The sequence below is a fragment of the Ralstonia sp. TCR112 genome (assembly GCF_007997035.1).
Taxonomy (GTDB): Bacteria; Pseudomonadota; Gammaproteobacteria; order Burkholderiales; family Burkholderiaceae; genus Ralstonia; species Ralstonia edaphi.
In genome coordinates this window covers 134,799-161,400 of the sequence record NZ_VOSS01000034.1, presented here as the reverse complement: position 1 = coordinate 161,400, position 26,602 = coordinate 134,799, and the positions used below count along the sequence as shown (strand labels likewise).

The 26,602-nt window shown below is 63.1% G+C and carries 31 protein-coding genes; 27 read left to right on the top strand and 4 right to left on the bottom strand.

Annotation, left to right across the window (positions count from 1 at the left end; translation table 11 throughout):
• Window positions 1-165: 165 nt before the first annotated feature.
• The gene (locus FUT88_RS12510) at window positions 166-834 is read left to right on the top strand and encodes a flagellar hook-length control protein FliK (protein ID WP_261797132.1); all 669 of its coding nucleotides are present in this window, start codon (window positions 166-168) and stop codon (window positions 832-834) included.
• Window positions 835-1,185: 351 nt separating this feature from the next.
• Here the strand turns inward: FUT88_RS12510 and FUT88_RS12505 are convergent, their stop codons facing one another.
• The gene (locus FUT88_RS12505) at window positions 1,186-2,163 is read right to left on the bottom strand and encodes a DedA family protein/thiosulfate sulfurtransferase GlpE (RefSeq protein ID WP_147215508.1); all 978 of its coding nucleotides are present in this window, start codon (window positions 2,161-2,163) and stop codon (window positions 1,186-1,188) included.
• A 161-nt stretch (window positions 2,164-2,324) separates the two neighbouring features.
• On the opposite strand from FUT88_RS12505, the gene FUT88_RS12500 reads away from it, so the two are divergent.
• Window positions 2,325-2,873 (top strand): GNAT family N-acetyltransferase, encoded by a 549-nt coding sequence (locus FUT88_RS12500; RefSeq protein ID WP_261797131.1) that lies wholly within the window; start codon window positions 2,325-2,327, stop codon window positions 2,871-2,873.
• Window positions 2,874-3,145: 272 nt separating this feature from the next.
• Here FUT88_RS12500 and FUT88_RS12495 read toward each other — a convergent pair whose 3' ends face one another.
• Complete coding sequence (locus FUT88_RS12495) at window positions 3,146-3,931, bottom strand: helix-turn-helix transcriptional regulator (RefSeq protein ID WP_186829297.1); 786 nt, start codon at window positions 3,929-3,931, stop codon at window positions 3,146-3,148.
• A gap of 182 nt (window positions 3,932-4,113) precedes the next feature.
• On the opposite strand from FUT88_RS12495, the gene FUT88_RS12490 reads away from it, so the two are divergent.
• The 20 genes from FUT88_RS12490 to FUT88_RS12400 all read left to right on the top strand — a co-directional run bounded on the left by FUT88_RS12490 (window position 4,114) and on the right by FUT88_RS12400 (window position 20,049).
• The gene (locus FUT88_RS12490) at window positions 4,114-4,410 is read left to right on the top strand and encodes a hypothetical protein (RefSeq protein WP_147215504.1); all 297 of its coding nucleotides are present in this window, start codon (window positions 4,114-4,116) and stop codon (window positions 4,408-4,410) included.
• 113 nt (window positions 4,411-4,523) lie between these two features.
• Window positions 4,524-4,967, top strand: coding sequence for a hypothetical protein (locus FUT88_RS12485; protein WP_147215502.1), 444 nt, complete (start codon window positions 4,524-4,526; stop codon window positions 4,965-4,967).
• 346 nt (window positions 4,968-5,313) lie between these two features.
• On the top strand, window positions 5,314-6,150 hold the full coding sequence (locus FUT88_RS12480; protein WP_147215500.1) for a hypothetical protein: 837 nt from the start codon (window positions 5,314-5,316) through the stop codon (window positions 6,148-6,150).
• Between the two features lie 121 nt (window positions 6,151-6,271).
• Entirely contained in the window at window positions 6,272-7,804 is a 1,533-nt protein-coding gene (locus FUT88_RS12475; protein ID WP_147215498.1) for a phage tail protein, read from the top strand.
• A gap of 85 nt (window positions 7,805-7,889) precedes the next feature.
• On the top strand, window positions 7,890-8,321 hold the full coding sequence (locus FUT88_RS12470; RefSeq protein WP_027679910.1) for a hypothetical protein: 432 nt from the start codon (window positions 7,890-7,892) through the stop codon (window positions 8,319-8,321).
• Complete coding sequence (locus FUT88_RS12465; protein ID WP_147215490.1) at window positions 8,321-8,680, top strand: hypothetical protein; 360 nt, start codon at window positions 8,321-8,323, stop codon at window positions 8,678-8,680. The genes FUT88_RS12470 and FUT88_RS12465 overlap by 1 nt, the downstream gene beginning before the upstream one ends.
• A gap of 32 nt (window positions 8,681-8,712) precedes the next feature.
• Window positions 8,713-8,847, top strand: a complete 135-nt coding sequence (locus tag FUT88_RS26690) for a hypothetical protein (protein ID WP_257878166.1) — start codon at window positions 8,713-8,715, stop codon at window positions 8,845-8,847.
• Window positions 8,844-9,248 (top strand): HK97 gp10 family phage protein, encoded by a 405-nt coding sequence (locus tag FUT88_RS12460; protein ID WP_147215488.1) that lies wholly within the window; start codon window positions 8,844-8,846, stop codon window positions 9,246-9,248. The genes FUT88_RS26690 and FUT88_RS12460 overlap by 4 nt, the downstream gene beginning before the upstream one ends.
• A gap of 34 nt (window positions 9,249-9,282) precedes the next feature.
• Window positions 9,283-11,235, top strand: a complete 1,953-nt coding sequence (locus FUT88_RS12455) for a phage tail tape measure protein (RefSeq protein ID WP_147215486.1) — start codon at window positions 9,283-9,285, stop codon at window positions 11,233-11,235.
• A 6-nt stretch (window positions 11,236-11,241) separates the two neighbouring features.
• Complete coding sequence (locus FUT88_RS12450; protein WP_147215484.1) at window positions 11,242-12,204, top strand: hypothetical protein; 963 nt, start codon at window positions 11,242-11,244, stop codon at window positions 12,202-12,204.
• Window positions 12,179-13,345 carry a phage late control D family protein gene (locus tag FUT88_RS12445; RefSeq protein ID WP_261797130.1) on the top strand — a complete coding sequence of 389 codons (1,167 nt, stop codon included), beginning with the start codon at window positions 12,179-12,181 and terminating at the stop codon, window positions 13,343-13,345. Before FUT88_RS12450 ends, FUT88_RS12445 begins: the two co-directional genes overlap by 26 nt.
• Window positions 13,342-14,010 (top strand): phage baseplate assembly protein V, encoded by a 669-nt coding sequence (locus tag FUT88_RS12440; RefSeq protein WP_147215483.1) that lies wholly within the window; start codon window positions 13,342-13,344, stop codon window positions 14,008-14,010. Before FUT88_RS12445 ends, FUT88_RS12440 begins: the two co-directional genes overlap by 4 nt.
• Window positions 14,007-14,387, top strand: coding sequence for a phage tail protein (locus FUT88_RS12435; protein WP_147215481.1), 381 nt, complete (start codon window positions 14,007-14,009; stop codon window positions 14,385-14,387). Before FUT88_RS12440 ends, FUT88_RS12435 begins: the two co-directional genes overlap by 4 nt.
• 1 nt (window position 14,388) lies before the next feature.
• Window positions 14,389-15,519, top strand: coding sequence for a baseplate J/gp47 family protein (locus FUT88_RS12430; RefSeq protein WP_147215479.1), 1,131 nt, complete (start codon window positions 14,389-14,391; stop codon window positions 15,517-15,519).
• Window positions 15,519-16,187 (top strand): hypothetical protein, encoded by a 669-nt coding sequence (locus tag FUT88_RS12425; RefSeq protein WP_147215477.1) that lies wholly within the window; start codon window positions 15,519-15,521, stop codon window positions 16,185-16,187. Before FUT88_RS12430 ends, FUT88_RS12425 begins: the two co-directional genes overlap by 1 nt.
• A 71-nt stretch (window positions 16,188-16,258) precedes the next feature.
• Window positions 16,259-17,929 carry a hypothetical protein gene (locus FUT88_RS12420; protein WP_147215475.1) on the top strand — a complete coding sequence of 557 codons (1,671 nt, stop codon included), beginning with the start codon at window positions 16,259-16,261 and terminating at the stop codon, window positions 17,927-17,929.
• 12 nt (window positions 17,930-17,941) lie between these two features.
• Window positions 17,942-18,508: a DUF4376 domain-containing protein gene (locus FUT88_RS12415; RefSeq protein WP_147215473.1), complete on the top strand. Its 567-nt coding sequence runs from the start codon at window positions 17,942-17,944 to the stop codon at window positions 18,506-18,508.
• Between the two features lie 62 nt (window positions 18,509-18,570).
• A complete protein-coding gene (locus FUT88_RS12410) occupies window positions 18,571-18,981 on the top strand; it encodes a hypothetical protein (protein ID WP_186829296.1) in 411 nt (136 codons plus the stop codon).
• The gene (locus tag FUT88_RS12405) at window positions 18,974-19,537 is read left to right on the top strand and encodes a glycoside hydrolase family 19 protein (protein WP_147215471.1); all 564 of its coding nucleotides are present in this window, start codon (window positions 18,974-18,976) and stop codon (window positions 19,535-19,537) included. Before FUT88_RS12410 ends, FUT88_RS12405 begins: the two co-directional genes overlap by 8 nt.
• On the top strand, window positions 19,537-20,049 hold the full coding sequence (locus tag FUT88_RS12400; RefSeq protein ID WP_147215469.1) for a hypothetical protein: 513 nt from the start codon (window positions 19,537-19,539) through the stop codon (window positions 20,047-20,049). Before FUT88_RS12405 ends, FUT88_RS12400 begins: the two co-directional genes overlap by 1 nt.
• A gap of 44 nt (window positions 20,050-20,093) precedes the next feature.
• Here the strand turns inward: FUT88_RS12400 and FUT88_RS26180 are convergent, their stop codons facing one another.
• Window positions 20,094-20,261, bottom strand: coding sequence for a DUF6726 family protein (locus FUT88_RS26180; RefSeq protein WP_175402352.1), 168 nt, complete (start codon window positions 20,259-20,261; stop codon window positions 20,094-20,096).
• A gap of 421 nt (window positions 20,262-20,682) precedes the next feature.
• Here FUT88_RS26180 and FUT88_RS12395 point away from each other — a divergent pair, with 421 nt between their 5' ends.
• The 5 genes from FUT88_RS12395 to FUT88_RS12370 all read left to right on the top strand — a co-directional run bounded on the left by FUT88_RS12395 (window position 20,683) and on the right by FUT88_RS12370 (window position 25,312).
• Entirely contained in the window at window positions 20,683-21,108 is a 426-nt protein-coding gene (locus tag FUT88_RS12395) for a hypothetical protein (RefSeq protein ID WP_147215468.1), read from the top strand.
• Between the two features lie 161 nt (window positions 21,109-21,269).
• Window positions 21,270-21,536 (top strand): hypothetical protein, encoded by a 267-nt coding sequence (locus FUT88_RS12390; RefSeq protein WP_261797129.1) that lies wholly within the window; start codon window positions 21,270-21,272, stop codon window positions 21,534-21,536.
• Window positions 21,537-21,625: 89 nt separating this feature from the next.
• The gene (locus FUT88_RS12385; RefSeq protein WP_147215466.1) at window positions 21,626-22,297 is read left to right on the top strand and encodes a DUF1345 domain-containing protein; all 672 of its coding nucleotides are present in this window, start codon (window positions 21,626-21,628) and stop codon (window positions 22,295-22,297) included.
• Complete coding sequence (locus tag FUT88_RS12380) at window positions 22,294-23,331, top strand: AI-2E family transporter (RefSeq protein ID WP_147215464.1); 1,038 nt, start codon at window positions 22,294-22,296, stop codon at window positions 23,329-23,331. The genes FUT88_RS12385 and FUT88_RS12380 overlap by 4 nt, the downstream gene beginning before the upstream one ends.
• Before the next feature lie 739 nt (window positions 23,332-24,070).
• On the top strand, window positions 24,071-25,312 hold the full coding sequence (locus FUT88_RS12370) for an MFS transporter (protein WP_147215463.1): 1,242 nt from the start codon (window positions 24,071-24,073) through the stop codon (window positions 25,310-25,312).
• An 82-nt stretch (window positions 25,313-25,394) separates the two neighbouring features.
• Here the strand turns inward: FUT88_RS12370 and FUT88_RS12365 are convergent, their stop codons facing one another.
• Complete coding sequence (locus tag FUT88_RS12365; RefSeq protein WP_147215462.1) at window positions 25,395-26,450, bottom strand: hypothetical protein; 1,056 nt, start codon at window positions 26,448-26,450, stop codon at window positions 25,395-25,397.
• Window positions 26,451-26,602: the final 152 nt, after the last annotated feature.

Here is a 26,602-nt window from a genome sequence, read left to right as displayed (position 1 = left end):
TGGCCCAGACCATGCCCGCACGCGTGCCGTTGCCGACAACACGCCGCCCGCCGTGCGCCAGCTCGGCAGCACGTCGTCTGCGCAGGGCGCCAATGCCGACCACGCCTGCCGCGCCGCAGCGACCTGAGCGCACACAACACCGTCACGCAGACACCCACGGCAGCCGTGGCCGATGCCACCAGCCACGCCAGCAATGGCGGCAACGCCGACAACGCCGGCGCGCAGGCCAACGCGCAGGGCAACGGTATGCAGTTCCAGGGCGTGCTGTCGCGCGCCAACGGCGGCGCGGGCATGGCCGCGCCTACCTTTGCGGTGGGCGGTGCCAACGCAGGCGCTGCGGCAGGTGCATCGATCACGCCGCAGCAAATCCACACGCTGCCCACCTTTGGCGACGCCGCCTGGCCGCACAGCATGGCCAGCCAGCTCGCCTTCATGCAGGTGCATCGTCAATCATCGGCCGAGCTGCAGCTGAATCCGGCCGAGCTGGGTGGCATGCACGTCAAGCTGGAAGTGGACAACGGCGCCGTCAACGCGAGCTTTGTCTGCCAGCACCAGGCCGTGGCCGAACTCGTGCAGGACGCCATGCCGCGCCTGCGCGACGCCATGCAGCAAGGCGGGATGCAGCTTGCGCAAACGTCCGTCAGCACGGGCGACTTCAGCCAGCAGCAGAACGCATCGCAAGGTGCGTCGGCGCAGAACCAGGGTAGCGGTTCGGGCAACGGGGGCAACGGCAGCCGTTATGGCAACGGCGGCTCGCAAGACCGCGCCGATACGCAGACGGTGGCACCGCGCCGTGTTTCGACCCACGAAGGCGCGATCGATACATTTGCCTGACGATGACGGGCGGTGCCTAAAGTTTGACGCAAGCCTGCCGTTAGTACGCAGGAGTGCCATGCAAAATGGCCGGCCGCGAGGCAACGAAAGAAGGACGGGAAATAACAACGCGAGCACGCCGCGCATATGTTGGATGCGGCAGCGTTGCAAATGAATAACAAGGGGGTCAAGTCCGACTGGCGAAGAAGGGATCAAACGGGGATCATTTCGCCACATCCGTCTTCGGGCGGATGCACACGGACCGATGCGGGGTGTCCGAGCCGGGGGGCTGGCGCACCGCATGTTTGCCGTACTTACGGGAGAGCGCACCGCGAGGTGCGCTTTTTGTTTTTGTGCGCTTGCCCGAAAGCCTCAGGCGCCGGCTTCCGCCGTTGCCAATGTGGCGGGCGTGACCGACACGACGTGCTCGACGCCATAGCCGCGTGCCACCCATGCATCGATCCCGCCATGCAGCGGACGCACGCGCTTGAAGCCGCGGCCCATCAGCGTGCGCGCCAGCATCACGGCAGACGCCTCGTTGGGGCAGGCGCAGTAGATGATGATCTCGCGATCCGGGCCGTCGATCTCGATGGCGCGGTTGCTGCCAGACATGTCATACAGCATGGCCCCGGGAATGCGTTGCGGCTGCAGCATGCGCGAACTGTCTGCGCGCACGTCGATGATGACCGGTGCTGCGCCTGATTCGATCAGCGCATGCAGCTCGTCGGGCGAGATGCGCGCCATCTCCAGCATCTTGCGAAAGCGCCAGCGCTGCAGCCAGCGCGCGGCCACATATACCGCCGCCAGCAACGCGATCAGCAGCACGGCGCGCGTGCCCAGCAGGTCTAGCTGGCGCAGCGCCTGGTCGATGCTGTCGTGCGCTACGCGGCCCAGCAGCAGCCACAGCGTGGCCCACACCGCCGAACCCATCAGGTTGTACAGCGCAAACGTGCTGAACGGCGTGCGCATCGTGCCCAGCAGCGCAGACGACACGGTCGACAAACCCGGAATGAACTTCGCGATCAGCAGCATCGGCGCGCCCCAGCGCTCGAACTGCGTGCGCGTGCGCCGCACGCAGGAATCGGGCGACAACGACACGCGGCACAGCAGTGCCATGACGCGCCGGCCATAGCGCTTGCCGGCGAAGTACCACAGGCCGTCACCCAGCAGCGCGCCGGACACGGCGGCGGGCGCAAGCTCCATGAAGTAGAGCGGGCCGTGGAATGTGAGCGCACCAGCCACGAGCAGCGTCGGCACGGCCGGCAGCGGCGCGCCGGCTTGCGTCAGCAGCACATTGAGGAATACGGCAAACGCGCCGTATTCGGCGATCAGGGGAAACAGGTCATGCATGGCAGGGACGGCGGGGGCAGGGCGGGGCGAAAGCGTCTGCCAAGTTACCGCATTCCGGCGCCGCCCGATAGCCATGTCACCGGAATGCGCTCGGCGATCTACGGTTCATGTGGAATTGGCGTGACAATGAACGCTTCACACCGCTTCCACATCCTGCCGCCATGTCTTCTGCAATGCCCATCGACGCTTCCGCTCCCGTGCACGAATCCGGTGCTGTCGCCATTCGTGCGGCGACCGTGGCGGACCTGCCGACCATCGTCGGCATCTACGCACATCACGTGCGAACTGGCACCGCCAGCTTTGAAATCGATGCCCCCGATCTGGCCGAGATGACGCGCCGCTTTCACGCATTGCAGGATGCCGGCATGCCTTACGTGGTGGCAGAAGCTGGCGGCGTGCTGCTCGGCTACGCGTATGCCGGCCCGCATCGCGCGCGGCCCGCGTATCGCCACACGGTAGAAGACTCCATCTACCTTGACGCCGCCGCTCAAGGACGGGGCGTCGGGACGTTGCTGCTGGCGGCGCTGATCCGCGAATGCCAGGCGCGCGGTTTCAAGCAGATGGTGGCCGTGGTGGGTGGTGGTCGCGAAAACCCAGGCTCAGCCAAGCTGCACGCGCGCTGCGGGTTTCGGGAGGTGGGCGTGCTGGAGGCCGTGGGCTACAAGTTTGGCCGCTGGCTGGATTGTCTGCTGATGCAGCGGGCCCTGTGAGGCGAAGGAAGGGCCGCCGCGTCGCACGGCCGGCAGGCCCCATGCCCTGCGGGTCGCTTCAAGAATACGGTCGAGTGTTTGGGTTTCAGTCATTCGGATTGCGTTAGGTTGGCTCAGCGCAGGGCGATCAGATCGTTTTCGTCCTGCCATTTTAGATATTTCTAACATTTTGTCAAGAAATGTCTACCGCGAGTGTTTAGAAATACGCCTTCGGATACGAAAAAACCCGCCGAAGCGGGTTTGCATGTTGAGACGCGACCGCGTGCAGGCGCTCAAAAATCGCCCATGCCCGACCGGTATTTGACGCGGCCAACGATGTCGATGTGTTCCAGCTGGTCTGGTGTCACGATGAACGGATCGTGCTTCTCCTTGTTGTCGCTCACCACCCGGATCGAGCCGTCGGGCAGGCGGAACAACCGCTTCACCAGCATCTCGCCGCAATACACGAGGGCAAACACGCCGCCGCCCGTGGGGATGCGCCGGTCCGCCTTGTCGACGACCACCGTGTCGTCATCGAACAGGCGCGGCTCCATACTGTCGCCCTGCACTTTCACCGCCACGAGGTGCTTGGGGCTGGCATCCAGCCTGCGGACGTAATCGGCCTGGAACGGCAGCGGTTCTTTCTCTTCAACATGCCAGGTTTCCCGGCCGTTGCCCGCGGAAAGCGCCACGTCGACATGCGTGATGAGGATGGTCGTCTCGCTCGGCAGTTCGTCCAGGCTGTTGTACGTGGTGATGGGACGCGCGGGAAAGCCCTTGCTATGCGCCGACGCGCCTGCGCTTGTGCGCACCAGATCGCCCGCGCTGCCGCCGGCAGCCTGCGCGGCCGCGTCGGAGAACGGTGTGTCCATCACGCGGTCGGCAAACCCCAGCTTCTTCTCAAGGCGGCGCGCGGCAATGTCGCCGATGCTGCGGCCGTCCTGGTAGCTGCGCGACAGGAACTGCGCGACCTGCGAGCGCGAATACCCGTACAGACGCTCGAACGCCGAGCGGTCTCCGTTGACGAGGGTCTGGATCCAGTAGGTCAGCCACTGGCGGCGGTTGTCGTAGATGTCCATGGGTCGCATTAGAGCAAGAAATTTCTAATTTGTGTATTAGAAGTGTCTTGACGCAACAGTTTAGAACAATCTAAACTTCTCTGCACGACTTGCTTCCCGCCTCTGCCCACTACAGGCGGTCTCGGTCGAACCGAATCTTGTTCAATCCGCGCGCCACGCCGCGCCGACTGGAGCCTCTTCCCATGACCGTCCCCCAAACTTCGATGGATGCTTTTCGACGTAACCGCGCCACGTCCACGGCCAAGCTGCAGTGCGACCGTATCGCCGACTACGTCGCCCGCAGCGGCACCGCCACGATTGCCGAAATCGCACAGGCTTTGCGCATTGAGAAATCCAGCGTCTCTGCGCGCCGCAGCGAATTGATTGCCGCCAAGCGGTTGGAGCTGGATGAGGAACGCAAATGCGGGGTCACAGGCCGTTGGGTGCAGTCGGTGCGTGCAGTGCGCGCCGTGCCTGAGCAGGTGCGCGTTTTCCAATAGACGCATGCGTCATCGCGTTCTCGAGCTGTCCGCCGTAAGTGCGGCGACAGCGCGAGAGACGGTGACGCAACCCGAAATCGGCAACAAGCCACGAACATACGAGGACAAGGGACATGGGCATCGAAGACCGTCTGGAGAACTGGAGTCGCGTCGTGCGCGACCCGAGCTGGCAACCGCAGTACTGCGCATCGTGGGCACGGTTGGCCGTCGCCATGCGCGATGCAGAATGCGGCGCGCCGCAAGCCATCGTCAGCATCGACGTGAATGACGGCTGGCTGGTCGAGCAAGCGTGGCAGAAGATTGCCGACCCCGTAGCCAAGCGGCTGCTGCAGTATCACTACGTGCATCGCATGCCGGCAGAGATGGTGTGCCGCATTCTCGTGCGCAAGTACGGCGCGTCGCCGCATACGCTCAAGCACTGGAAGGTGCGGCTTGCGAAGGCGCAGTCGATCATGTCGCATGTCATCGATTCGGAGGTCGCGCGCGCGCAGATGACGAAGGCCGTGCGTGCAGCGGCCGCTGCCGTGACTGTGACGGCCGCTCCGCTGGCCGCCTGAAAGTTTTTTCGGAATTTTCTCCTCGGCCCACTTGCACGGTTTATATCCCCTTCGTATTCTGTTTCCCAGATGTTCGATTGCCCTCGCGGCGTAACCGGTTCAGACCGAGACATGCACCCCACTGGGGTGCATTGATTTACCCAGACGAAGCGCAGACATCGCGAAGAAAAGCCCGCCACGCAGCGGGCTTTTTTGTTTCTCGGCTTCGCTCTCTGACGTATTCCCACGCAATACATGCCTCGATGTCGCTACACGGTGACGAACGGTTCGCGGCTGTCTCAATCCTGGATCCAACTCACTCGATCGATCACGCATTGCAGCGCGCATCGATGAAGGCGCTTGTCTTATGGCAGATCTCTCCGACGTTTCCAATGCACTCGTCACGCTGGTCACCGGCGTGGTTTATCCGAACGGCGCCAGCCAGCCGTCGATCACGGCCAATCCGGTGGTGGTCTACAGCGGCTGGCCCAACATGACGCAACTGAAGACCGACCTGCAAGCCAACAAGGCGCATGTGTCGATCTTTCCGATCACGAGTCATCAACGTCACGCCAACACTGCGTTCTCGGATTGGACCGTCGCCACACCGCCGGCGAACACGCTGGCCTTGAGCGTGACCGCACAGACCGTCATGGTGAACGGCACCGTCAGCACGCCGCAGAACGTTGTGCTGTTGGTGGACGGCCGCGCATATGCCTACGCCGTGCAGGCGAGCGACACACCGGCCAGCATTGCGACAGCGCTGGCTGCGCTGGTGGCTGTTGACCGCCCGGCAACGGCTGCTGGCTCGTCGATCACCATTCCGAACGCGACATACATTTCGCCGCGCGTGGGTGGCATCGGCACGGTACAGCGCGAGACGCGCCGGCAAGAACGCACGTTCCTGATCTCGACGTGGGCGAATGGCGCGGCGCCTCGCGACCTCATCGCGGGCAAGGTCGATGCAGTGCTCTCGGGCATCGTGCGATTGACGTTGCCGGACCAGAGCGCCGCGCTTCGCTATAAGCGCGGTCATCAACACGACGATCCGGCCAATGGCATTTACCGGCGTGACCTGCGCTATGCCGTCGAGTACGCGACCATCGTGACCGATACGGCGTATCAGATTGCGACGGGTGTAGAGAACGTGAACGCCGGCGCGGCGATGGACGGGCAGTTTCCTGTTCGAACACTCGTGCAGTAGCGCAGCCGTGGCCGTATTGCAGTCGAAGTCAACCAACCGTGCCGCCCGTTTCGCTAGGGCGGCTTTTTTTATGTCCGGCCGCCTTTGCGCGGCCTTTTGCTTTTCTCACTCGGAGGCACGCATGCCGATCGTCCAGCAGGGCAGCATCAATACCACTGCACTCATCGTTCCGGACCTGTACGTCCAGATTGTTCCGCCGCAGGTCACCCTGCTCAACGGCGTTCCCACCAACGTGCTCGGCGTGGTGGGCACGGCCACCTGGGGCCCCGTCAACTCGCCGACGCTGATCGGCAACATGGCCATGTACGCGCAGACGTTCGGCGCGATCCAGAACCGCACCTACGATATGGGCACGGCCGTGGCCGTGGCGGTTCAGCAGGGCGCCAACAACTTCCGCTGCGTGCGCGTGACCGACGGCACCGACACCGCCGCCACGGTGGTCGCGCAGACGAACGGCGTGACCTTCACTGCCAAGTACACGGGTTCGCTCGGCAACACCGTCACGGTGGCGCTGGCGGCAGGTTCGGCCGCCAACACGTGGAAGGTGACCGTGGCCGCTCCGACGCTGGCGCCCGAAGTGTTCGACAACATCGGTGCCGGTCAGACCGGCAATGCGTTGTGGATCGCAATTGCCAACGCCATCAACAACGGCGTGAGCGTGATGCGCGGCGCGTCGCAAATCATCACTGCCACCGCAGGCGCGAGCACCACCGCACCGACGGCCGCCACGCTGCAACTGGCGGGCGGTACGGATGGCGCGGCCACCATCACCGGCGCCGTGCTGCTCGGTCAGGACACCGTGCCGCGCAAGGGCATGTACGCGCTGCGCAACGAGGGCGTGTCGATTGCCATGCTCGCCGACTGCACCGACGCAACGACCTGGCCCACCCAGGTGGCGTTCGGTCTGTCCGAAGGCATCTACATGATTGGCACGGGTCCGAGCGGCGACACCATCGCCAACGCTGTCACGGCCAAGAGCACCGCCGGCATCGATTCGTACGCCTTCAAGCTGCTGTTTGGCGACTGGGTGTATTGGCTCGATACCGTCAACGGTGTGACGCGACTGGTGTCGCCGCAAGGCTTTGTTGCGGGCTTGCTTGCCAACCTGTCGCCGCAGAACAGCAGCCTCAACAAGCAGATCTACGGCGTGGTGGGCACGCAGAAGACGTTCGCCAACCAGAACTACAGCTCGGCCGAATTGCAGGCACTGATCCAGGCCGGCATCGATGTCGTGACGAATCCGGTGCCGGGCGGTGCGTACTTCGGTTGCCGTGCGGGGCACAACACCAGCTCGAACGCGCTCACGCAGGGCGACAACTACACGCGCATGACCAACTACATCGCCAGCACGATCAACGCGGGCATGGGCAAGTACGTCGGCCAGCTGCAGTCCGCCACGGTGCGCGCGCAGGCCGCGGCCACGCTGTCGAACTTCCTCAGCTCGATGGAGCAGCAGGGGATGATCGGCGCGGTCAATGGCGGCCCGGCGTTCTCGGTGCAGATCGATGCCAACAACAATCCGATGAACCGCGTTGCGCTGGGCTACATGCAGGCTGACGTGAAGGTGGTCTACCTGTCGGTCATCGAGAAGTTCCTGGTGAACGTGGAAGGCTCGCAGGCCACGGTGATCCGCACGTCGACGGCAAATCAGTAATACGCGCGTCAAGCGCGTCCCCTCCTCGCATATCAATCAATCTTCCCGCCCCGCACGACGTGGGGCGTTTCTTTTGGAGAACGTTATGCCGATTCAAGGCTACTCCGTCGGTCGCGACTACACGCTGGTGATCCAGACTGCAAGCGGCACGCTGCAACCGAACAAGATCACCGCATTCAAGAGCAAGCAGGACGTAACCGACGTGCGCGTCAAACGTCTGGACGGCATCACCGACCATGTGCGCTTCTTCGACGGCTGGTCGGGTTCGTTCGACGTGGAGCGCCAGGACGCGACGCTCGACAACTATTTTGCGCAGCTCGAAGCGGGCTACTACGCGGGCCTGAACGAAGCCCCCGCGCAGATCTACGAAACGATCCAGGAGGCCAACGGCTCGGTCTCGCAGTTCCGCTATGACGGTGTGCTGATGACGCTGGCGGACGCCGGCAACCGCGCCGGCGACGCCACCATCAAGCAGTCCGTCAACTTCGTGGCTTCGCGCCGCATCAAGGTGTCCTGATGACCAACGTGACCATCACTCCCTCCGAACAGATCATCAAGGCCGCCGCGAAAGAGCTGGTGGTTGACGATGCACTGGGCCGCAAGATCACGCTGCGCAAACCGAGCCCGCTGGCGAATCTCGACTTTGCCAAGGCCGCGGGTGGCAGCGAGCTGAACATGCTGTACCTGGCCGAGGTCGCGCATCTGAAGTTTGTCTGCGCCATCGATGGTGAACCGGTGCCGACGCCAGCCTCGGAAGCCCAGTTGCGTGCGCTGTATCAGCGCCTGGGCGAAGAGGGCAACGAGGCCGCGCAGCGCGGTGTGGCGGCCAGCTTCATCAACGTTGCCACGTCGGAGTCCGAGCTAAAAAACTCCTGACGAACGGCCCGTTTCACGAGGCGATGTGGCTCGTGCATAACGGTGTTCCGTTCGATGTGGCGTTTTCACTGGACGACACCATGCGGCAGGCGATGGCCATCAAATGCAGCGAATTCCATGGCGCGCAGTTCGACCTGAAGACGATGTCTTTCAAGGAGCGCGAATGAACCTTTCGTTAGCAGAGATGGCGCGTCGCCTGACCGAGTTGGAGGCGCGGATGCCGGAGGCCCTGTCGCAGGGGCTGGCTTCAGCCGCAGCAGCGGTGGAGCAGGCGGCCCGCGCCAAGGCGGGGGAAAGCGCGGCGGCCGCCGGCATCACGGATGCGGCGTACGTGAATTCACTACGCGACTCCATCGGTCACGAGGTCAAGGGGTTGGAGGCGGGCATCGGCTCCAACGCCAACCAGGCTGTCGTCCTGGAGCTTGGCAGTGCGCAGACGCCACCGCATCCATTCCTGGGTGCGGTGGCAAACGAGCACGCCGACGCTGTGCAACAGCGTGTGGGCGATGCGGTGACGGCGGTGCTGGAGGGCCGCCCATTGGCTTCCGCCGCAAGCGCGCCCACGTGAGATCGGTGGCCTCAACAGACGAACAAGGATTCCTATGAGCCTCGATGCTTACAAGATCGGGATACAGATCGCGTTGGTCAATAACGCGTCGCGCGGGTTGTTGGCGATCGCCGCGCAGTTCGACTCCGTCAACAAGAGTGCGGAGAAGTTGGAGAGCCGGTTGGAGAGGGTCAAGAAACTGACCGAGTTCGGCAGCGGCCTGTTCAAGGCCGGCAACGAAGCCGCCCACATGTGGGACAAGCAAGCGGATGCTGCTTCGAAGTACCACGCAGTACTTGAACGGATCAGCCGCTTTGACGCCGGCGCTGCGGCGGCGAACGAGAAGTTCCTCAAAGGGCTCGACATCAAGGGCATGTCGCTCACGGATGTCGGACAGCTGTTTGGTGGAGCACAGACCATTCTGCAGAGTTCGACCCAGGCGCAGGACGTGACGAAACTGCTGGCCCAGGCGCGGATAGCCTTTGGCTCGGCAACCGGCGTCAAGAACGGCGCGCAACTCGACAGCATGGCGCTGACTGCGCTGAAGGTCGCGCAGATGCGCGACGGCGTGATCGGCAGAGACGGCAAGATCGATACGAAGAAGGTGGAAGAGACCTTCAATATGCTCGTCAATACGGCGCTGGCGAGCGGCGGTGGCGTGCTGCCCAAGGACTACCTGGAGGCCATGCAGGGCGGGAAGCTGTCCGGCGCACTGAAGCAGTCTGAGGCCGCGGTGTTTGGGCTGAAGCAGTTCATGCAGGCCAATGGTGGCTCGAAGGCTGGCGTTGAGGCCATGTCGGCGCTTCAAGGCTGGGTGGCAGGGAATATGCCCGCCACGGTCGCGCATGAGCTTGAACGCGTCAAGCTGCTGGACCCGAAGGCCGTGCATCGCGACAAGGCTGGGCACATCACCGGTGTGGATGCAACCGGCATAGCGGACGCGCGGGCCTTCACCGAGAATCCGCTTCAGTACGTGACGAGTGTGATCGTGCCGGCGCTGCAGAAGAGCGGATACAGCGGAGATGCGCTCAACACGAAGTTGGGCAACCTGCTCGGCATGAAGGACGAGAAGAACATCCTGGAGCAGCTTCAGCGTGATAAGGAGCGGGCCGGGTTGTACCTCGCGAATGCCGGAAAAGGACCTGGCGCAGCAAAGCTCTACGAGAAAAACAACGAAGGGCTGGAAGGCAAGCTGAAGGACTACGAGGCCAAGAAGACGAACCTCAATATCGCGCTTGGCGAACATGTTTTGCCGTTGGCGATTTCAGGGTTGGAGAAGTTCAATGGCCTGATTGAGCGCATCACACACCTTGCACAGGAGTTTCCGGGCACAACGAAGGCGATCATGGCGTTCGCCACGGGACTCGCTTTTCTGCACAAGGTCATCTCCACGCTGTCGGTGCCTGTGCCGGGCGGCGGTGTGAAGGGCAGCGGTGGTTTCGCACGCGGCGTGGCGCGTATTGCGAAATCGGTAGCCAGCAGCGCGGTTCGCCTGGGAGCTGGCGTGGGGCGGGCTGGCCTGTCTGTGCTTCGCGCTGGGGGTGGACTGGGCCGCGGTCTGCTGAGCGCTGCAGGAACGCTGATGGAATCGCCGCTTGCGTCGAAGGCGCTGGGAGTGCTGGGGCGGGGTAGCGGCCTTATCAGTGCGGCATACGGCGGCTACAAGCTCGGTGGCTACGTCAACGACAACGTCATCAGCCCATTGATGGAACGCGTCAGCGGGGTCAAGGGTGCGACGCTGGGCACGTTTCTGTATGACGTACTTCACGGAGACGCTGGCAAGAAATTGCCAGCCACCAAGCCGGACTCCAGCCATGGCGCGAGCGCGCCCAGCACCGCCGTGAAGGTCGCCGAGCCCAAGCTCGTCTACCTCAAAGGCGATGTGACCATGGATGGCCGTACGGTCGCCCAGGTGGTCTGGAAGCAGATCGAAGGCCAACTGGCGCGGCCGCAGACTGGCTCCAGCAACTTCAATACCGGCATGAACCTCATGCCATCCGGACTCTGATCGACCATGCCCGACTTCGCTCTTAAACTCGGAGACTTCCAGTTCAAGGATCTGGAAGTCCCTGAAAGCATCCCCTTCGGCGGGACGCAGAAACTCGCCATGCACGACCTGGTGGGCGGCACGCGCGTGATCGATTCGATGGGAGCGTTCTGCGGCCCCGTCGAATGGTCCGGGTGGCTGCTCGGCAAGGATGCGTTGGCGCGCGCGCGGCAGTTGGACGATCTGCGCGAACGCGGCGCATCGTTGTTGCTGCAGTGGTCCGAAATCTACTACGCCGTTGTCATCCGTGACTTTCGTGCGGATTTTCAGCGCGCCTACAAGATCCCATACAAGATCACCTGCGAAGTGGCGAGCGATCTGTCGAAACTTGCAGGCAGTGATGCAGACCAGAGCATCGATGGCCAGATCAAGAGCGATGCCGCGGCCGTGACGGACATGGGTAGCGCGATTGGCGACGGCACGTTGTCTGGCCTGATTGATTCGGCCAACGCGGCGATCGATACCGTTGCGAGTTTTGCCAACGCAGCGCAGTCAACACTCAGCAACGTTCTGCAGCAAGTGACAGCGGTGCGTGATCGTGCTCAAGCGCTGATCGCGTCAGCCAATACCACGCTGACAAAGGTGACGACGCTGGGCGGCATCCTGCCGAATAACCCGGTATCGCAACAGGTGGAAAAGCTGGCTGGCCAGATGACGTCGGCATTGAACCTGCCGGTGCTGGTTCAGCTTGACCGTGTTGCCGGCCGCATGCAGAAGAACATCGAGTCCGTCTACAAGAGCGCCAAGCATGTGGTGACGGTTGGTGGCGATCTCATGAAGATGGCGGCCAAGGAATACAACGACGCGATGGCGTGGACGAGCCTGGCAAAGGCGAACCCGGATCTCATGTGGGACCCGCTTGTGCAAGGTGTGAAAAACCTGATCGTGCCACCCAACAAGGACCATGCCGGCGGCTTGCCAAAGCCCTAGCGAGCCGCTTTCATCAACCAGACAGCCCCGCAACGCGGGGCTTTTTCTTATGAGCCTGAACAAGCTACCCGTGATACCCGATGTGCGGCAGCCCCGCACCATCGTCAAAGTGGGCGGCGAACGTGTCGCCGCGTGTGTGAGCTGGTCGGTCCTGAGCAATTCGTACGAGCAGGCGGATACGTTCCAGGTCACGTTCGCAACAGCTGCCTTGCCGCCAGATCGCGATGCGAACTGGTTTTCCGGTCAGCCTGAATTGCTGGTCGAGATCTTCGCCGGCTTTCCGTTGAACCCCGTGCAGTACGACGAGGCCAACCTTGAAAGCCTCATCTATGGCCGTGTCGACACCGTCGAACTGGATCCGGTTTCGGCTCAACTCACGCTGAGCGGCCGCGATCTGACTGCGCTGTTTATCGATGAAAAGGTGACGTTGCAGTTTCAGAACATGACGGCATCGAAAGTGGCTGAAAAACTGGCGGCCGCACACGGCTTGCAGGCCATCGGCCCGGAGACGAAGCGGCCGATCGGCAAGTCTTACGCGCACGACAACGTCAGCCTGACGGCGCAACGCACGGAGTGGGACCTTCTGGCCGCGTTGGCGCGTGAGGAGGACTTCCTCTGCGCGGTGAGTGGCAAGACGCTCTACTTCGGGCCTCGCTTGCAAGGGCCCGCGCTGCCCTACGAGTTGCGATGGACGATCGGGGAGAAAGGTAACCCGGCCGCCAACGTGTCGAGCTTGCAATTGTTGCGTGATCTGACGGTTGCCAAGGGCGTGACGGTGGAGGCGCGTTCCTGGAATGCGAAGCAAGGCAAGAAGTTCACGGCCCGCTACAGCAACGCGCCTGGCGGTGGCAAAGGTCAAAAGCCGACCCACACGGTCGAGCGCAACGGGCTCGACCAAGCCGGAGTCAAGCGCCTGGCCAGGCAGAAGTACGACGAAGTCGCACAGCACGAAATGAAGCTGCGCGCCCGCCTACCCGCAGACCATCTTCTGACGACCAATGACATGCTCCGCCTGACCGGCACCGGCACGAACTTCGATCAGGACTACCTCATCGACAGCGTCACACGCACCATGAGCCTGACCGATGGCTATGTGATGGAGGTGTCGGCCAAGAACATCAACAAGGACACGAGCCAATGATCCAACAGCTTCGCAACCAGATGGTGCTCGCCGCGATGATGGCGCAGTCGAATCGCGCAGAGAACCGCATGGGCATCGTCACTAGCTACGACCCGGGGACGGCCTCTGCGCGCGTACGCCTCCAACCTGAAGACCCCGCCGACCCAGCGCGCTCGCTGACCGGCTGGATGCCCGTTGCCACTGCCTGGGGCGGCAATGGCTGGGGCATCGATGCGCCGGTCAGCCCGGGCGATCAGGTGGAGGTGCAGTTCGTGGGCGGCGACATCGAGAACGGCGTCATCTGTGCACGCCTGTTCAGCGACCTGGCGCGGCCTACAGGTGCGCAGTCTGGCGAGTTCTTCCTGACACATGCATCGGGCTCCAGGCTGCAGTTCCACAACGACGGCACGGTCACGCTCATCAGTTCGGGCACGCTCGTCAGCCAGGCGCCGCAGTGGAACCACACGGGGCCTGTGCAGATCGACGGTGCGCTGTTGGTCACGCAAACCATCACGGGTCAGGCGGGCATGGCCGTCTCGGGCAACAACGGCACGGGCAACTCGATGAGCATCAGCGGCAATACGCAGTTCAGCGGCCAGGTGTCGGCGAATGGCCATCGCATCGACGACACGCATCGCCATACCGGGGTGCAGCCCGGGTCCGGCAATACAGGGAGCGTGGCATGACGCAACAACTTCTGAGCGATGTGAACCACTGGGTGGGCGATGACATCGCTGTGTCGCCCACCGGCGACCTTGGTCTCGCCAGTGCAGACCTGCGGACGCAGCAGCGCATCGTGCGGCGCCTAGTCACCAATCCGGGTGACTACATCTTCCACACCGACTACGGCGCAGGCCTGCCGCAGAAGATCGGCGAGACGCTCGACGTGCCGGCGCTGCGCGGCTTGATCCGCTCGCAAATTCTGCAGGAAGCCGGGGTGGCGCAGGACCCAGAGCCGCGGGTTGACGTCACGGCCATCGCTGGCGGTGTGAGTGTGCGCATTCTGTACAGCAGCGCAGTCACGCGTGAGCCGGTGTCTCTTCAATTCAATGTGAGCAAGTGATATGTCCATTCAGACGCAAGACTGGGTGACGCTCGTGCGCAACCAAGTGGCCGCCATCCAGGGCTACGCCAAGGTGCTGGTCGACCTGACCGTCGGATCGGTGCTGCGCGCCGTCGTTGAGGCCAACGCAGCGGTCACGGTATGGCTGCAAGGGTTGATCCTGCAGGTGCTGGCAATCACCCGGGCGGCAACCTCAAGCGGTTCCGATCTCGATACTTGGATGGCCGATTTCGGTTTGACACGCCTGGCCGCGGTGCCGGCCACGGGAAGTGTCACGTTCTCGCGCTTCACGGTCACGCAGCAAGTGGTGGTGCCGCTGACGGCTGTGGTACAGACGGGCGACGGCACGCAGCAGTTCAACGTGGTGGTCGATACGACCAACCCTGCCTACAGCGCCACGCTGGGCGGCTATGTGATTGCAGCCGGTACGGCGAGTGTAAATGTGCCGGTGCAAGCTGTGACGCCCGGTGCGGTGGGCAATGCGGTGGCGGGGGCGGTGTCGACGATCGTCGGCGCGATCTCCGGAGTGGACACCGTCAGCAATGCAGCGACGTTCGTGAATGGGGCGGATGCTGAGCCTGACACCGCGTTCCGTTCGCGCTTCATTGCTTACGTAGCGAGCCTGTCGAAGGCGACGAAGACGGCTATCGGCTCCGCCATCGCCAGCGTCAAGCAGGGGCTGACGTATGTGATCCTGGAGAACCAGACCTACGCCGGCCTGCCGCAGAACGGCACGTTCATCGTGATCGTCGACGACGGCACGGGCGCGCCTACGTCAGCGCTGCTTGCCAGCGTAAGCAACGCCGTGGATGCCGTGCGCCCTGTGACGAGCACGTTCTACGTATACGGACCTGTCGTCGTCAACGCCACTGTATCGATGAGTATCAGCACGGCCGCCGGCTACACGCATCAGGCCATTGCTGTACAGGTGCAGGCGGCTTTGGTGGCCTACATCAACAGCCTGCCGTTGGGTGCGGCGTTGACGTATTCACGACTGGCGCAGGTGGCGTATGACGCGTCGCCGGCCGTCACCAACGTCACGAATACGCTGCTCAACGGCAGCACGGCAGACCTGCCGGCCACGAGCCTGCAGGTCATCAAAACCACGGCCAACTCGATCACGGTGACGTAATGGCAACCGGTGACCAACAAGACATCTTCGCGCGCATACGCGGGTATCTGCCGCGCTGGTTTGGCGATGCGGCGCAGTCGCCGATCATCAACGGGCTGCTGCAGGGCCTGGCTTATAGCGGTGCCTACGTCTACAGCCTGTATGCCTATGCGAAGCAGCAGACGCGCATCCTGACCGCCTCCGATGGCTGGCTCGACATGATTGCGGCGGATTTCTTCGGCCTGTCGATCAAGCGCAGGGCCGGGCAGTCCGACGCATCGTTTCGCGCCAACATCGTCGCCAACCTGTTTCGTGAACGCGGCACGCGCAACGCGATCATCCGCGTGCTGACCGATCTGACCGGGCGCACGCCGAGCATCATCGAACCGAGCCGACCCGCAGACTGCGGCGCCTACGATGCGCCCAACAGCGGCTACTGCATGGCCGGAGCATATGGGCAGGTCTCGCTGACGTATCAGGCGTTTGTGCAGGCGTATCGGCCGCTCGGCAGCGGCATCCCGAACGTGGCCGGCTACAGCATCGTCACCACCGGCTACAGCGCGCAGTCGCAAGGCGAATACGTTGACGCGTCGATGAGCAGCAACACCGTGTCCGACGCTGACATCTACGCCGCCATCGAATCGGTGCGGCCAGCGGCCTCGATCATCTGGACACGCATCAGCTCCTAGGTGCGCACATACGCTTTCCTAACCACCGACAGCCCGGCACTACGCCGGGTTTTTTCTTTTGGAGAACAGTCTTGGATCGTCAGATTGTCTACAGCGGCCAGGTGCCGCAAACCACGGACCTGCTGAACACGAACCGGCAGACCATGATCGCGCTGGCAAAGCTCTGCGCCGATCTGTTCGGCACGTCCACCGTCATCTCGGGCCTGGGCTGCGTGCCCACCACGCCCGCATCGATGAGCGTGACCATCAACCCGGGGCAGATCTACCAGCTCGCCAATGTGGACGGCACGCCGTACAGCGCGCTGCCGCAAGATACCGCGCACAGCCTGCTGAAGCAGGGCATCCTGATGGACGCGCAGTCCTTCGTCCTCGCGGCGCCCGCCACGTCGGGCTATAGCCAAAACTACCTGATTCAGGCGGCCTATCTTGAGAGCGACGTCAACAACGTCGTGCTGCCGTACTACAACAGCGCGAATCCGTCGCAAGCGTTCAACGGGCCGGGCGGCAGTGGCAATGCACAGCCGACCGCGCGGGCGGGGCAAGTGTCGTTGCAGCTCGTGGCCGGCACCGCCGCAGCCACCGGCACGCAGACGACGCCTGCGGTGACGGCCGGCTATGTTGGTCTGGCGGTCGTCACGGTGGCCAACGGCCAGAGCACGATCACCAACGCCAGCATCGTCCCGTATCCGAACGCGCCAACGGCACCGACCGGCGGCTTCCTTGCGGCCATTGGTGAGCGATATTCCAGCATTCAGAACGTCGCCATATCGAGCACGCTCAGCACGGCGGCGCTCGGCGCACTGGTGAACGTCACGGCCACTGGCCAGACCGTCACGTTGCCCCCCGCATCGAACTGCCCCAACGGCACGAGCATCTGCGTAACGTACATGCAGGCGAGCGGTTCGACGACCGTCACGCGCAATGGCACCGACACGCTGGCGTTCGGCCAAGGCAGCAGCGCAAACAGCCTCACGCTCAATCCCGGCGAGGCGGTGCAGTTTGTGTCGAACGGCGTGAATGGATGGGTCAGTGCCGGCCAGACGTTGACGACGGGGGTGACGCCGGCGCAGTTTGATAGCAGTACGAAGTTGGCTACGACGGCGTTTGTGAAGACCGCAGGGCTACAACTGGGGGACTACGTCGGGTACAGCGCGAACACCACATTGCCTGCATCAGTCTGCGGCAAAGTGGTCACGGTGGTGGGGAACGGGATCACATTGACATTGCCTCTGCTGTCGTCGGTTCCCGTTGGATCAACCATCACCTTTCACCCGGGTGGCGCTTCAGGAACCGTCATTCAGCGTCAAGGTGCGGACAATATCTTTGGCGCCGGTGGGAATGTGGCGTCGTTTCCATTGGGAGGAACCGATTCAATCACCTTGCTTGCCTCGACCATTAGCTGGATTCCGATTTGGGGCTCTGGGCAGGCCCAGTTTTCATCTCTGTTCGGTTCATCGCTTGGAGGAGCGGGCTACCAGAAGCTGCCAAGCGGATTGATTATTCAGTGGGGGGTCACTAGCTTCCCGGCCACCGGCACCACGCAGGTTATCAACTACACGCCACCAATCGCATTCCCCAACACGTTGTTGTTTGCTGCCGTTAGCAGTATTGAGAATGGCAACAATAACGATGCCCCCGTTCAATGGCGCTCGAGCGGTTCCAGCCGGTCCAACATTCAAATCTATTGCTATTCGACTATCGCGAACTCGACAGGCGCTTCCGTTATCGCTTTGGGCTATTAATCTGGAGTTTCCATGACCCAAAAATTCGCAGCATACGACTCCCAAGGCCACATCACCGCCTACTACGACGGCATCGACAGCCCGGTTCCTCCGAGCGAGACCAACGTCATCGAGATTACGCAAGACGAATGGCTCGCCTGTATCAATCAGCCCGGCTATACAGTGTTGAACGGTGCATTGGTCGCACCATTGCCGCCGACGAATAAGGAACTGCTGGCACAAGCGAAAGCGTTGCAAGCCACCAAAGTCAGCACCGCCTGCGCCTCGGCCCTCACCACCGGCTTCCCCTCATCCGCACTCGGCAAAGCCCATATCTACCCATCCCAAGACGACGACCAGCGCAATCTCCAAAGCGCCGTCAGCGTCGCGATTGCCGCACCGTCAAACTGGACGACACCCATCTGGTGCGCCTACAGCAACGACGCCTGGTCCTTCACTGCGCACACCGCCGCACAAGTCCAGCAGGTCAACGCGGACTGGCTGGCTCACCGCGTCGCTGCGCAGCAGAAGTACGCCGACCTGATCGCAAGGATCAACGCTGCAACCAGCATTGCAGAGGTGCAGGCCATCGACTGGTAAGCACATCCATCTCAGCAACACAGCCCGCCTTTGCGCGGGCTTTTTCATTTCCGGGAGACACCATGTCAGAACCCATTACCAGCACCGCCGCAGCGGGGGTTGCCGGTGCGGCGGCCTTCAAGGCGCTTGGCGGGTTCGCAGCCGTGGCCGGTGCTGCGACTGTGCTCGCCACCATCGTCGTCATGGTCATGACGTTGCCGCGCGCTCGCGGCGAGTGGGCGGTTGCGCTGATCTCGACCGTCATCGCCAGCCTCGGCGGCGGCGCCACCGTCATCCAGTACTTCGGAGTGGCGCATTGGATCGGCTCGGCCAACGGCGCCATGGCGCTCGGCGGCGTCTATTTCGTCTGCGGTCTGCCCGGCTGGGCGTTTGTGCGCTGGGTCTTCAACTTCATCAACAAGCGGCGCGATGCCGACCTCGCCGAGGTCGTCGACGACGTGCGCGAATCCCTGCATAAGGCAAACCATGGCTGAACCGCTTCTGACCGCGGCGCAACTACGCGTCGTCATGCCCAACGCCGGCGGGCGCGCCGATGTGTTCGCCCCCATCCTGGCAGACGTGTTGCTCTTCCGACAGATCAACACGCCCGCACGCATCGCCGCGTTCCTCGCCCAGGTCGGGCACGAATCGGGACAACTGCGTTACGTGCGCGAACTGTGGGGGCCGACACCTGCGCAGCGCGGCTACGAAGGGCGCTCCGATCTCGGCAACACGCAACCCGGCGACGGCAAGCGCTATCTCGGGCGCGGCCTCATTCAGATCACCGGACGCGCCAACTACCGTGCCTGCGGCATCGCGTTGGGCCTCGACCTGGAAGGGCAGCCCGAGCTGCTCGAGACGCCCGCGCACGCCACGGCATCGGCCGCGTGGTTCTGGCTGACCAACGGGCTCAACCGCTTTGCAGATCAGGACACCGACGCCGCATTTGTGCAGCTGACGCGCCGTATCAATGGCGGCACGAACGGCCTGGATGATCGGCGCGCGCTGTGGTTGCGCGCTCGCGCTGTGCTGACTGAAGGCACTACGTGATGAGCCTGCTCGACCCGCGCTTCTGGGCCGGCGCCTTCCTGGCGCTGGTGCTCACCTTTGGCCTCGGCTATGGGGCTGGCGATCTGCATCGGCTTCGGGCCGAGCGATCCCACGCGTTGCAAGCCAAGGTGGCCGCAGCGCAAACCGAAACGCGCCAGGCCAACGTCAGCGCCCAGGTGATTGATCAGGCCGCTCAAGCTCAGACGCGCATCCAGACCGTCTTCCGAGACCGCATCCTTTACCGAGACCGTGAGGTACCCCATGAAATCGTTGTGCACGACGACGCTGCTTGCCGCATCCCAGGCCGTTTTGTCGGCATGTGGAACTCCGCCAACCGCGCCGAGCTTCCCACCGCCGCCGGCCTCCTTGATGAAGCCGCCAGTGGCGTTGTCCTCTCTGACGTTGAAGCCCAGCACGAGCGCGAGGCCGAAGCTTTCCACAGCAACGCCCGGCAACTGAAAGACTTGCAGGATTGGGTGACTCAGCAGGAGGAGGCCGCGAAGCCTCAATAGAGAATGGAGAAGAGACCGAGCTTGCTGCGCCCGGTCAGGCTCAATCAATCGATGATGTCCGCGCAGGCGTCGGTCGGCGCGGCCGCCACATGCCCGACCAGCGGCACCATCTTCAGGCCCGCCGATGCCACACGGCACGGCGCGGCCACCACACCGCAGCCGGAAATGCAGGCAGCACCAAGCAGGGACACAGCGAGCAGAAGACGTTTCATCGTGCGTGAGTTCGAAAGCGAATGCCGCGCAGTGTGACACAGAGTCCTTCGCCAACCTGTGCGCGTTTGTATCGGGAAATGACAATCTGTGCGCGTTCCAAAACCATGATGCGATGCGTCAGAACGCAACAATGCGACACGTTCGAAGACCGCACAATGCTGACTTTGGGTGAAAAAGTCACATTCTTTATTTGCGCAAACGAACCCACTAGCCCTTGCTGCAGGCCGCAAAGCCACTGTTGATGCGGGTTTTCCCGTAATTTCACATATCGCAACAATAAATTGTCTGTCGCGACATTTATTGTCTGAACAGGCTCGCCTACGATGGGTTCATCGAATGCGGCGCCGCAGCGAAAAAAGAAGATCCAGGAAACGCCCGGATCACCTGCCCGACGCGCTGCGCCCATCTGGAGAAGACATCATGAAAGCCCAACGCACCCTGATCGCTGCCCTGATCGCCCTGGCAAGTGTGCCGGCCCTGGCAGCAGCCAAGTTTGACGTGTACACGCAAGGCGCCGCGCAAGTCGGCCAACGCTTCGACGTGTATTCGGATGGCGCCAAGGTTGGCGACAAGTTCGACCCGTACACGCAAGGCGCCAAGGTCGGCGACAAGTTCGATCCGTACACCCAAGGTGCCAAGGCCGGCAGCAAGTTTGACCCGTACACCGAAGGCGCCGTGGCTCGCGTCGGCAAGTTCGATACCTATACCGAAGGCGCCAAGGCTGGCAGCAAGTTCGACCCGTACACCGAAGGTGCACTGGCCCGCGCAGGCAAGTTCGACACCTATACCGAAGGCGCCAAGGCCGGTAGCAAGTTTGATCCGTACACCGAAGGCGCCGTGGCCTGAGCCGGTTTCTTCCGCAAGAACGCCCGCACACAGCGGGCGTTTTTATTTGCGTCACCGGAAAGCGCAATGATTGCGAACCGAGCCGCCGTCGCCGCGTCTCACTCTCATCGCAACCAGGAAGCCATGATGATTCGTTTCCGTCGTCCAACCCGCTCCCTCCAATGCCTTACGCTGCCGCGGCCGCCATGTTGGCAGGCTGTGCCACCGTCACCCCCGGCCCGTTCCAGATCACCGTGCGTGATGCCGACGACACGGTGCTGGAGCAATTCCAGTTCCAGGCCGGCTCGCAGGGGTCGCTTGAGACCGCCATGATCGGCATGTGCCGCGTGTATCCGGACGCCACCGTCATCGCGGAGCAGCTCTCAACGCACGAGCGCCTGCAGGAGCGCTGCAAGCGCTCGTTTGCTTCCATGCTGTCGCCGTCCTGATGCGCCGCTGAAGCGGCTACCATGTCGCCTCATCGGCTGGCGTTGCCGGCCTTGTGTGAACACCCCCGAGGCACGCACCTGAGGCGCATGTGAACCCGCAAGACAAGTCCTCCGAGATTTCCCAGCTTTCTCGCTTCGCAGCAACACGGCCGCGCCTGCTGTCGGCGTTTGCGCTGGGCGCCGTCGCGGTCGCCGTTGTGCCGGCGCATGGTTGGCTCGCGCGCCTGCTGCTCGGCTGGGACATTGCCGTGTGGGCGTACCTGATGCTGATCACGGTGATGATGTTGCGCGCCGATCCGCACCGCATCCGCGCCGTTGCCCGCCGTGAAGACGAGCGCGCTTCTGCCGTGCTGGCGGTGGTCTGCCTCGGCGTGGTGGCCAGCATGGTGGCCATTGCGTTTGAACTGGCGACCGCCAAGTCGGCGGGCCATGCGCAGACGTCGCACTACGTGTTTACCGGCATCACGGTGTTGGGCGCCTGGCTCATGGTGCCGATGATGTTCACGGTGCACTACGCGCATCTGTATTACCGTGCGCCGCACGAGCCGCCGCTGCGGTTTCCCGACGAACAGCTGGATCCCGATTACTGGGATTTCCTCTACTTCTCCTTTACGATCGCGGTCGCCAGCCAGACGGCCGATGTCAGCATCCGTTCGGGCGCCATGCGGCGGGCGGTGCTGGGGCAATCGCTGCTGTCGTTCTTCTTCAATACGAGCATCCTCGCGCTCTCCATCAACATTGCTGCCGGCCTGTTTTCATGACGATGCTGCCCCCCGAGCTTCCCCCCAACGCACACGCGCGCACCATCAACGCTGTCAGCTACGTGCTGGTGGCGGCCATGATCGCGGCCGTGTTGTGGCTGCATTTGCTGCCGGCCGCCATTGCCGGCTTTCTTGTGTATGCGTTGGCACGCAAGCTCGAGGCACGCCTGCGTGAGCGCCGCACGCTGTCTCTGCGCGCAAAGGCGATTGCGGTGATCTGCGTGTTTGTGATCGCCGCGCTCATTCTTGCCGGACTTGGCATCGGGATCGGCCGCCTGGTCGAGCACGGACATGGGCTCGAAGGCATGCTCACGCGCATTGCCGACGTGCTCGACAACCTGCGCGAATCCCTGCCGGCAGCGGTGGTCAATTACGTGCCGCAATCGGTGACCGAGCTGCGTGTGCAGTTGGTGCAGATGATCAAGGAGCACGGCCATCAGGTGTCGACGCTCGGGATCGACGGGTTGCGTGCCAGCGCGTTGATGCTGGTCGGGCTCATCCTTGGTGCAATGGTGGCCTGGTCGGATACGCTGGACCCAGAGCACCACAAGCCGCTGGCTGCAGCATTGGTGAGCAGGCTGAGCCGGTTGACGGATGCGTTCGAGGCGGTGGTGTTTGCGCAGGTGAAGATCTCCGCGCTCAACACCGCGCTCGCCGCCATCTACCTGCTGGGCGCGCTGCCGCTGTTCGGGCAACACGTGCCGTATTCCAAATCGCTGATCCTGCTGACCTTTGTGGCGGGGCTGATTCCCGTGGCGGGCAACCTGATCTCCAACACGGCCATCGTGGTGATGAGCGTGACCGCCTCATTGGAGCTGGCGGTCGCATCGCTCATCTTCCTGGTGGTGGTGCACAAGCTGGAGTACTTCGTGAACGCGCGCATCATCGGCAGCCGCATCGATGCGCGCGCGTGGGAGCTGATCCTCGCGCTGATCGTGATGGAGGCGCTGTTCGGCGTGGGCGGCGTGATTGCCGCGCCTGTGCTGTACGCCTATATGAAGCGCGAGCTGACGGACGCCGAATTGATCGGCTGACGCGTTACGCGTTGATGTGCGGGGTGACCCGCCAGCGCCCCCGCGCTGACGGCATCGGCAGAAAAGAGCGCGCCCTACGGGACGAGGGGCGCGCAATAACTCGCTGACCGAGAGACGTCAGCGAGCCGAGGGTCGGTACACGGGGACGAAGCGGGCGGCGGGCGCGTGGCGTTGCCGGTGACATCCACGGCTTCGGACGTGACGAAGCAGCAGACGACCCGGTCGTCGAGCAGGGCCTGATAGAAAAGGTCTCCCATCGCGCGGCATAGCGTTCCCGTTAGCAGGATCATCATGGCTCCCCTCCCATGTCGGCCGATGTGCGGCATCGTCGATGCCGGTCATCGGTCCGGGTTGCGGATCGTCGGGCGTGTGAAGCGGCTCACGCATCGGATTCCGTCGGGCCGTCGGCACTGGCGCCTGATTGATGTTTTTGGCGTCGTGCTGCAGTCCATGCTGGCGAGTATAGAAAGCGTCTCCTGAGCGGCCATGCTCCGAACGGAGTAGCCCCGCGCGAGAAAACGGCTAACACGTTAGCTGCCTGCCAGGGCAAGCTGGGCAAGGGTTTGCGGGAAGATGCCGTGTGTTTTGGCGAAACCGGCGCGGCGTGGGGTGACGCTTCTGCCCCGACAATAAATTGTCCGGTTTGCGCTAATCGTTGTCGAATTTGCGGTAACACGCCTGCACCGTTTAGGCGCAAGATTGAGCGCTTCCTCGCCTCAACCTCGTGACCTCAAACATCATGCAAACCACCGCAAACGGCACGGCCGCTGCATCGGCGACGCCCGCCGCGCAGGCCGACAAGACCGGCTTTGGCGTGATCGGCGCCATCAGCTTCGCGCACTTCCTCAACGACATGATGCAGTCGTTGATCCTGGCGATCTATCCGCTGCTCAAGGGCAATTTCCATCTCGATTTTTCGCAGATCGGGCTGATCACGCTCACGTATCAGATCACCGCCTCGCTGCTGCAGCCGATGGTCGGGCTGTATACCGACAAGCACCCGAAGCCGTATTCGCTGGCGGTGGGCATGGGGTTTACGCTGGTGGGGCTGGTGCTGCTGTCGGTGGCGCCCAACTTTGGCACGGTGCTGCTGGCGGCGGCGCTGGTGGGCACGGGCTCGTCGATCTTCCATCCGGAATCGTCGCGCGTGGCGCGTATGGCGTCGGGCGGACGTCATGGGCTGGCGCAGTCGCTGTTCCAGGTGGGCGGCAATGTGGGCAGCGCGATGGGTCCGCTGCTCGCGGCAATCATCATCATGCCGTATGGGCAGCACAGCCTGGCGTGGTTCTCGATCGCTGCGCTGATCGCCATCTTCGTGCTGTATCACGTGGGCGGCTGGTACAAGCGTGAACGCGCTGCAGGCCATGGCCGCAAGGCAGGTGGCCGCGCACATGCCGCGGTCAAGCTGTCGGGCGGGCAGGTCGCGTTTGCGATGACGCTGCTGGTCGTGCTGCTGTTCTCGAAGTACTTTTACCTGGCGAGCCTGAACAGCTATTACACGTTTTTCCTGATCACCAAGTTCCACCTGTCGGCGCAGACGTCGCAGCTGTTCCTGTTCCTCTTCCTGTTCTCGGTGGCGGTGGGCACGATCGTGGGTGGTCCGATTGGGGATCGCGTGGGCCGCAAGGTCGTGATCTGGGTGTCGATCCTCGGGGTGGCGCCGTTCACGTTGCTGTTGCCGTACGCCAACCTGTTCTGGACGGCCGTGCTGACGGTGATCATCGGGCTGGTGCTGGCCTCGGCGTTCTCGGCCATTCTCGTGTATGCGCAGGAGCTGATTCCCGGCAAGGTGGGGATGGTGTCGGGCCTGTTCTTCGGGTTTGCGTTCGGGCTGGGCGGCATTGGCGCTGCGGTGCTCGGCAAGCTGGCCGATGCAACCGACATCTACAACGTCTATCACCTGTGCTCGTTCCTGCCGCTCATCGGCTTGCTGACGGTGTTCCTGCCGGATATCGAACGCAAGCGCCAGCAGGCGGCGTAACGCGACACACGTCGCACACGGATGCAGCGCGGCGGACGTCCCCTCCCGGACGATCCGCCGCTTTGCTTTCTGCTGTTGGGCGTTACTTCTCGACGGCGTGGGTCGGGCCCGGCCACACGCCGGTCATTTCGATCTCGCGCCGGCCGGTCAGCCATTGGCCGAGCGGGCTGGGCCAGCGGAACGAATAGTTGTCGCTGTTCACGACGCCCTGGAACTTCACGTCGACCTGGATATCGGTTGCGTTGAGCGGGATGTTCGCGACCGTTTTCGAGATGCCGCCGCTGAGCGAAAACTCATCGCTGCGCGGGCCTTGCGGCGTGTTGAAACGCAGCTTGATGTGCGTGACGTAGGTGCAGCCCGGCTTGTTGTTGAAGTAGATCTCGAAGCCGCCCAGGCGCGTGATCCAGTTCGGGATCAGCAGGTTGCCGTCGAACGACGCAAAGGTGTAGGCCACCGGAATGGGCGCGGGCGCCTGCTTGCCGGGCTCGAACGGCCACAGATGCTGGTCGACGCTCTTGGTCTGGTTGACCGACACGAACGAGCCCTTGCCCGTCGCGCTGCCGAGCATGTCATGCACAGCGCCCGCCGAGCCCGTGATCGAGAACGACGAGTTGTTGTCTTGCGAGCCCACGTTCAGTCCGCTGTTGGCCAGGATCACGCTGGTCACCACGCCGAAGCCCTGCGCGATGTTCCCGCCCGAACCCATGCTGACGGACTGCGCCTGCTCGGCGAGCCACCTGATCGTCTCGGGCCGGGTGAGCTGCGTGAGGTCGCTGATGTACGACTCCGAAGCAATGCCGAATTCCGAGGCGATCGACCCGACCGCCGAGAACTCCCATTTCACTTCCACCCCTGCGTTGATCTTCGTGCCGCTTTCAGGATCGGTGGCCGAGCCATCGAGTTTGACGTTGGTCTCGGTGCGGTGGACGTTGTTGGTCGACAGCTTCCATTGATTCGGTACGGTGCGCGTGTTGATCGCCACGCCCGGCGTTTCCGGTTTGACGGGCGTGAAGTCGCCGGTGTCGGGCGACACAAAGCCGACGGCGCCGGGTTTGATGGTGGGGGCGAGCGTCCAGTTGCCCCAGTAAGCTGCGCGGCCGTTGCGGATGAGGTCGGTGAAGGCGCGATTCCATTGCATGGTTGCACTCCAGGCTTGAGGTTGTGCTGCGAGTCAGCAGGTTTGCGCGGTGGTCTCCATCGCCACGTAGCGACGGGCAGGGCGCGAGGGCACTGTCTCAAACAGGCTGGCGCCTGTTAATGCAGCAGAAGACCTGGGATGGAAGGCATGGG

Coding starts and splice junctions, on each gene's coding strand:
- FUT88_RS12505 (WP_147215508.1), bottom strand. CDS start 2,163: ATGCATGACCTGTTTCCCCTGATCGCCGAATACGGCGCGTTTGCCGTA.
- FUT88_RS12500 (WP_261797131.1), top strand. CDS start 2,325: ATGTCTTCTGCAATGCCCATCGACGCTTCCGCTCCCGTGCACGAATCC.
- FUT88_RS12495 (WP_186829297.1), bottom strand. CDS start 3,931: ATGGACATCTACGACAACCGCCGCCAGTGGCTGACCTACTGGATCCAG.
- FUT88_RS12490 (WP_147215504.1), top strand. CDS start 4,114: ATGACCGTCCCCCAAACTTCGATGGATGCTTTTCGACGTAACCGCGCC.
- FUT88_RS12485 (WP_147215502.1), top strand. CDS start 4,524: ATGGGCATCGAAGACCGTCTGGAGAACTGGAGTCGCGTCGTGCGCGAC.
- FUT88_RS12480 (WP_147215500.1), top strand. CDS start 5,314: ATGGCAGATCTCTCCGACGTTTCCAATGCACTCGTCACGCTGGTCACC.
- FUT88_RS12475 (WP_147215498.1), top strand. CDS start 6,272: ATGCCGATCGTCCAGCAGGGCAGCATCAATACCACTGCACTCATCGTT.
- FUT88_RS12470 (WP_027679910.1), top strand. CDS start 7,890: ATGCCGATTCAAGGCTACTCCGTCGGTCGCGACTACACGCTGGTGATC.
- FUT88_RS12465 (WP_147215490.1), top strand. CDS start 8,321: ATGACCAACGTGACCATCACTCCCTCCGAACAGATCATCAAGGCCGCC.
- FUT88_RS12460 (WP_147215488.1), top strand. CDS start 8,844: ATGAACCTTTCGTTAGCAGAGATGGCGCGTCGCCTGACCGAGTTGGAG.
- FUT88_RS12455 (WP_147215486.1), top strand. CDS start 9,283: ATGAGCCTCGATGCTTACAAGATCGGGATACAGATCGCGTTGGTCAAT.
- FUT88_RS12450 (WP_147215484.1), top strand. CDS start 11,242: ATGCCCGACTTCGCTCTTAAACTCGGAGACTTCCAGTTCAAGGATCTG.
- FUT88_RS12445 (WP_261797130.1), top strand. CDS start 12,179: ATGCCGGCGGCTTGCCAAAGCCCTAGCGAGCCGCTTTCATCAACCAGA.
- FUT88_RS12440 (WP_147215483.1), top strand. CDS start 13,342: ATGATCCAACAGCTTCGCAACCAGATGGTGCTCGCCGCGATGATGGCG.
- FUT88_RS12435 (WP_147215481.1), top strand. CDS start 14,007: ATGACGCAACAACTTCTGAGCGATGTGAACCACTGGGTGGGCGATGAC.
- FUT88_RS12430 (WP_147215479.1), top strand. CDS start 14,389: ATGTCCATTCAGACGCAAGACTGGGTGACGCTCGTGCGCAACCAAGTG.
- FUT88_RS12425 (WP_147215477.1), top strand. CDS start 15,519: ATGGCAACCGGTGACCAACAAGACATCTTCGCGCGCATACGCGGGTAT.
- FUT88_RS12415 (WP_147215473.1), top strand. CDS start 17,942: ATGACCCAAAAATTCGCAGCATACGACTCCCAAGGCCACATCACCGCC.
- FUT88_RS12410 (WP_186829296.1), top strand. CDS start 18,571: ATGTCAGAACCCATTACCAGCACCGCCGCAGCGGGGGTTGCCGGTGCG.
- FUT88_RS12405 (WP_147215471.1), top strand. CDS start 18,974: ATGGCTGAACCGCTTCTGACCGCGGCGCAACTACGCGTCGTCATGCCC.
- FUT88_RS12400 (WP_147215469.1), top strand. CDS start 19,537: ATGAGCCTGCTCGACCCGCGCTTCTGGGCCGGCGCCTTCCTGGCGCTG.
- FUT88_RS26180 (WP_175402352.1), bottom strand. CDS start 20,261: ATGAAACGTCTTCTGCTCGCTGTGTCCCTGCTTGGTGCTGCCTGCATT.
- FUT88_RS12395 (WP_147215468.1), top strand. CDS start 20,683: ATGAAAGCCCAACGCACCCTGATCGCTGCCCTGATCGCCCTGGCAAGT.
- FUT88_RS12390 (WP_261797129.1), top strand. CDS start 21,270: ATGCCTTACGCTGCCGCGGCCGCCATGTTGGCAGGCTGTGCCACCGTC.
- FUT88_RS12380 (WP_147215464.1), top strand. CDS start 22,294: ATGACGATGCTGCCCCCCGAGCTTCCCCCCAACGCACACGCGCGCACC.
- FUT88_RS12370 (WP_147215463.1), top strand. CDS start 24,071: ATGCAAACCACCGCAAACGGCACGGCCGCTGCATCGGCGACGCCCGCC.
- FUT88_RS12365 (WP_147215462.1), bottom strand. CDS start 26,450: ATGCAATGGAATCGCGCCTTCACCGACCTCATCCGCAACGGCCGCGCA.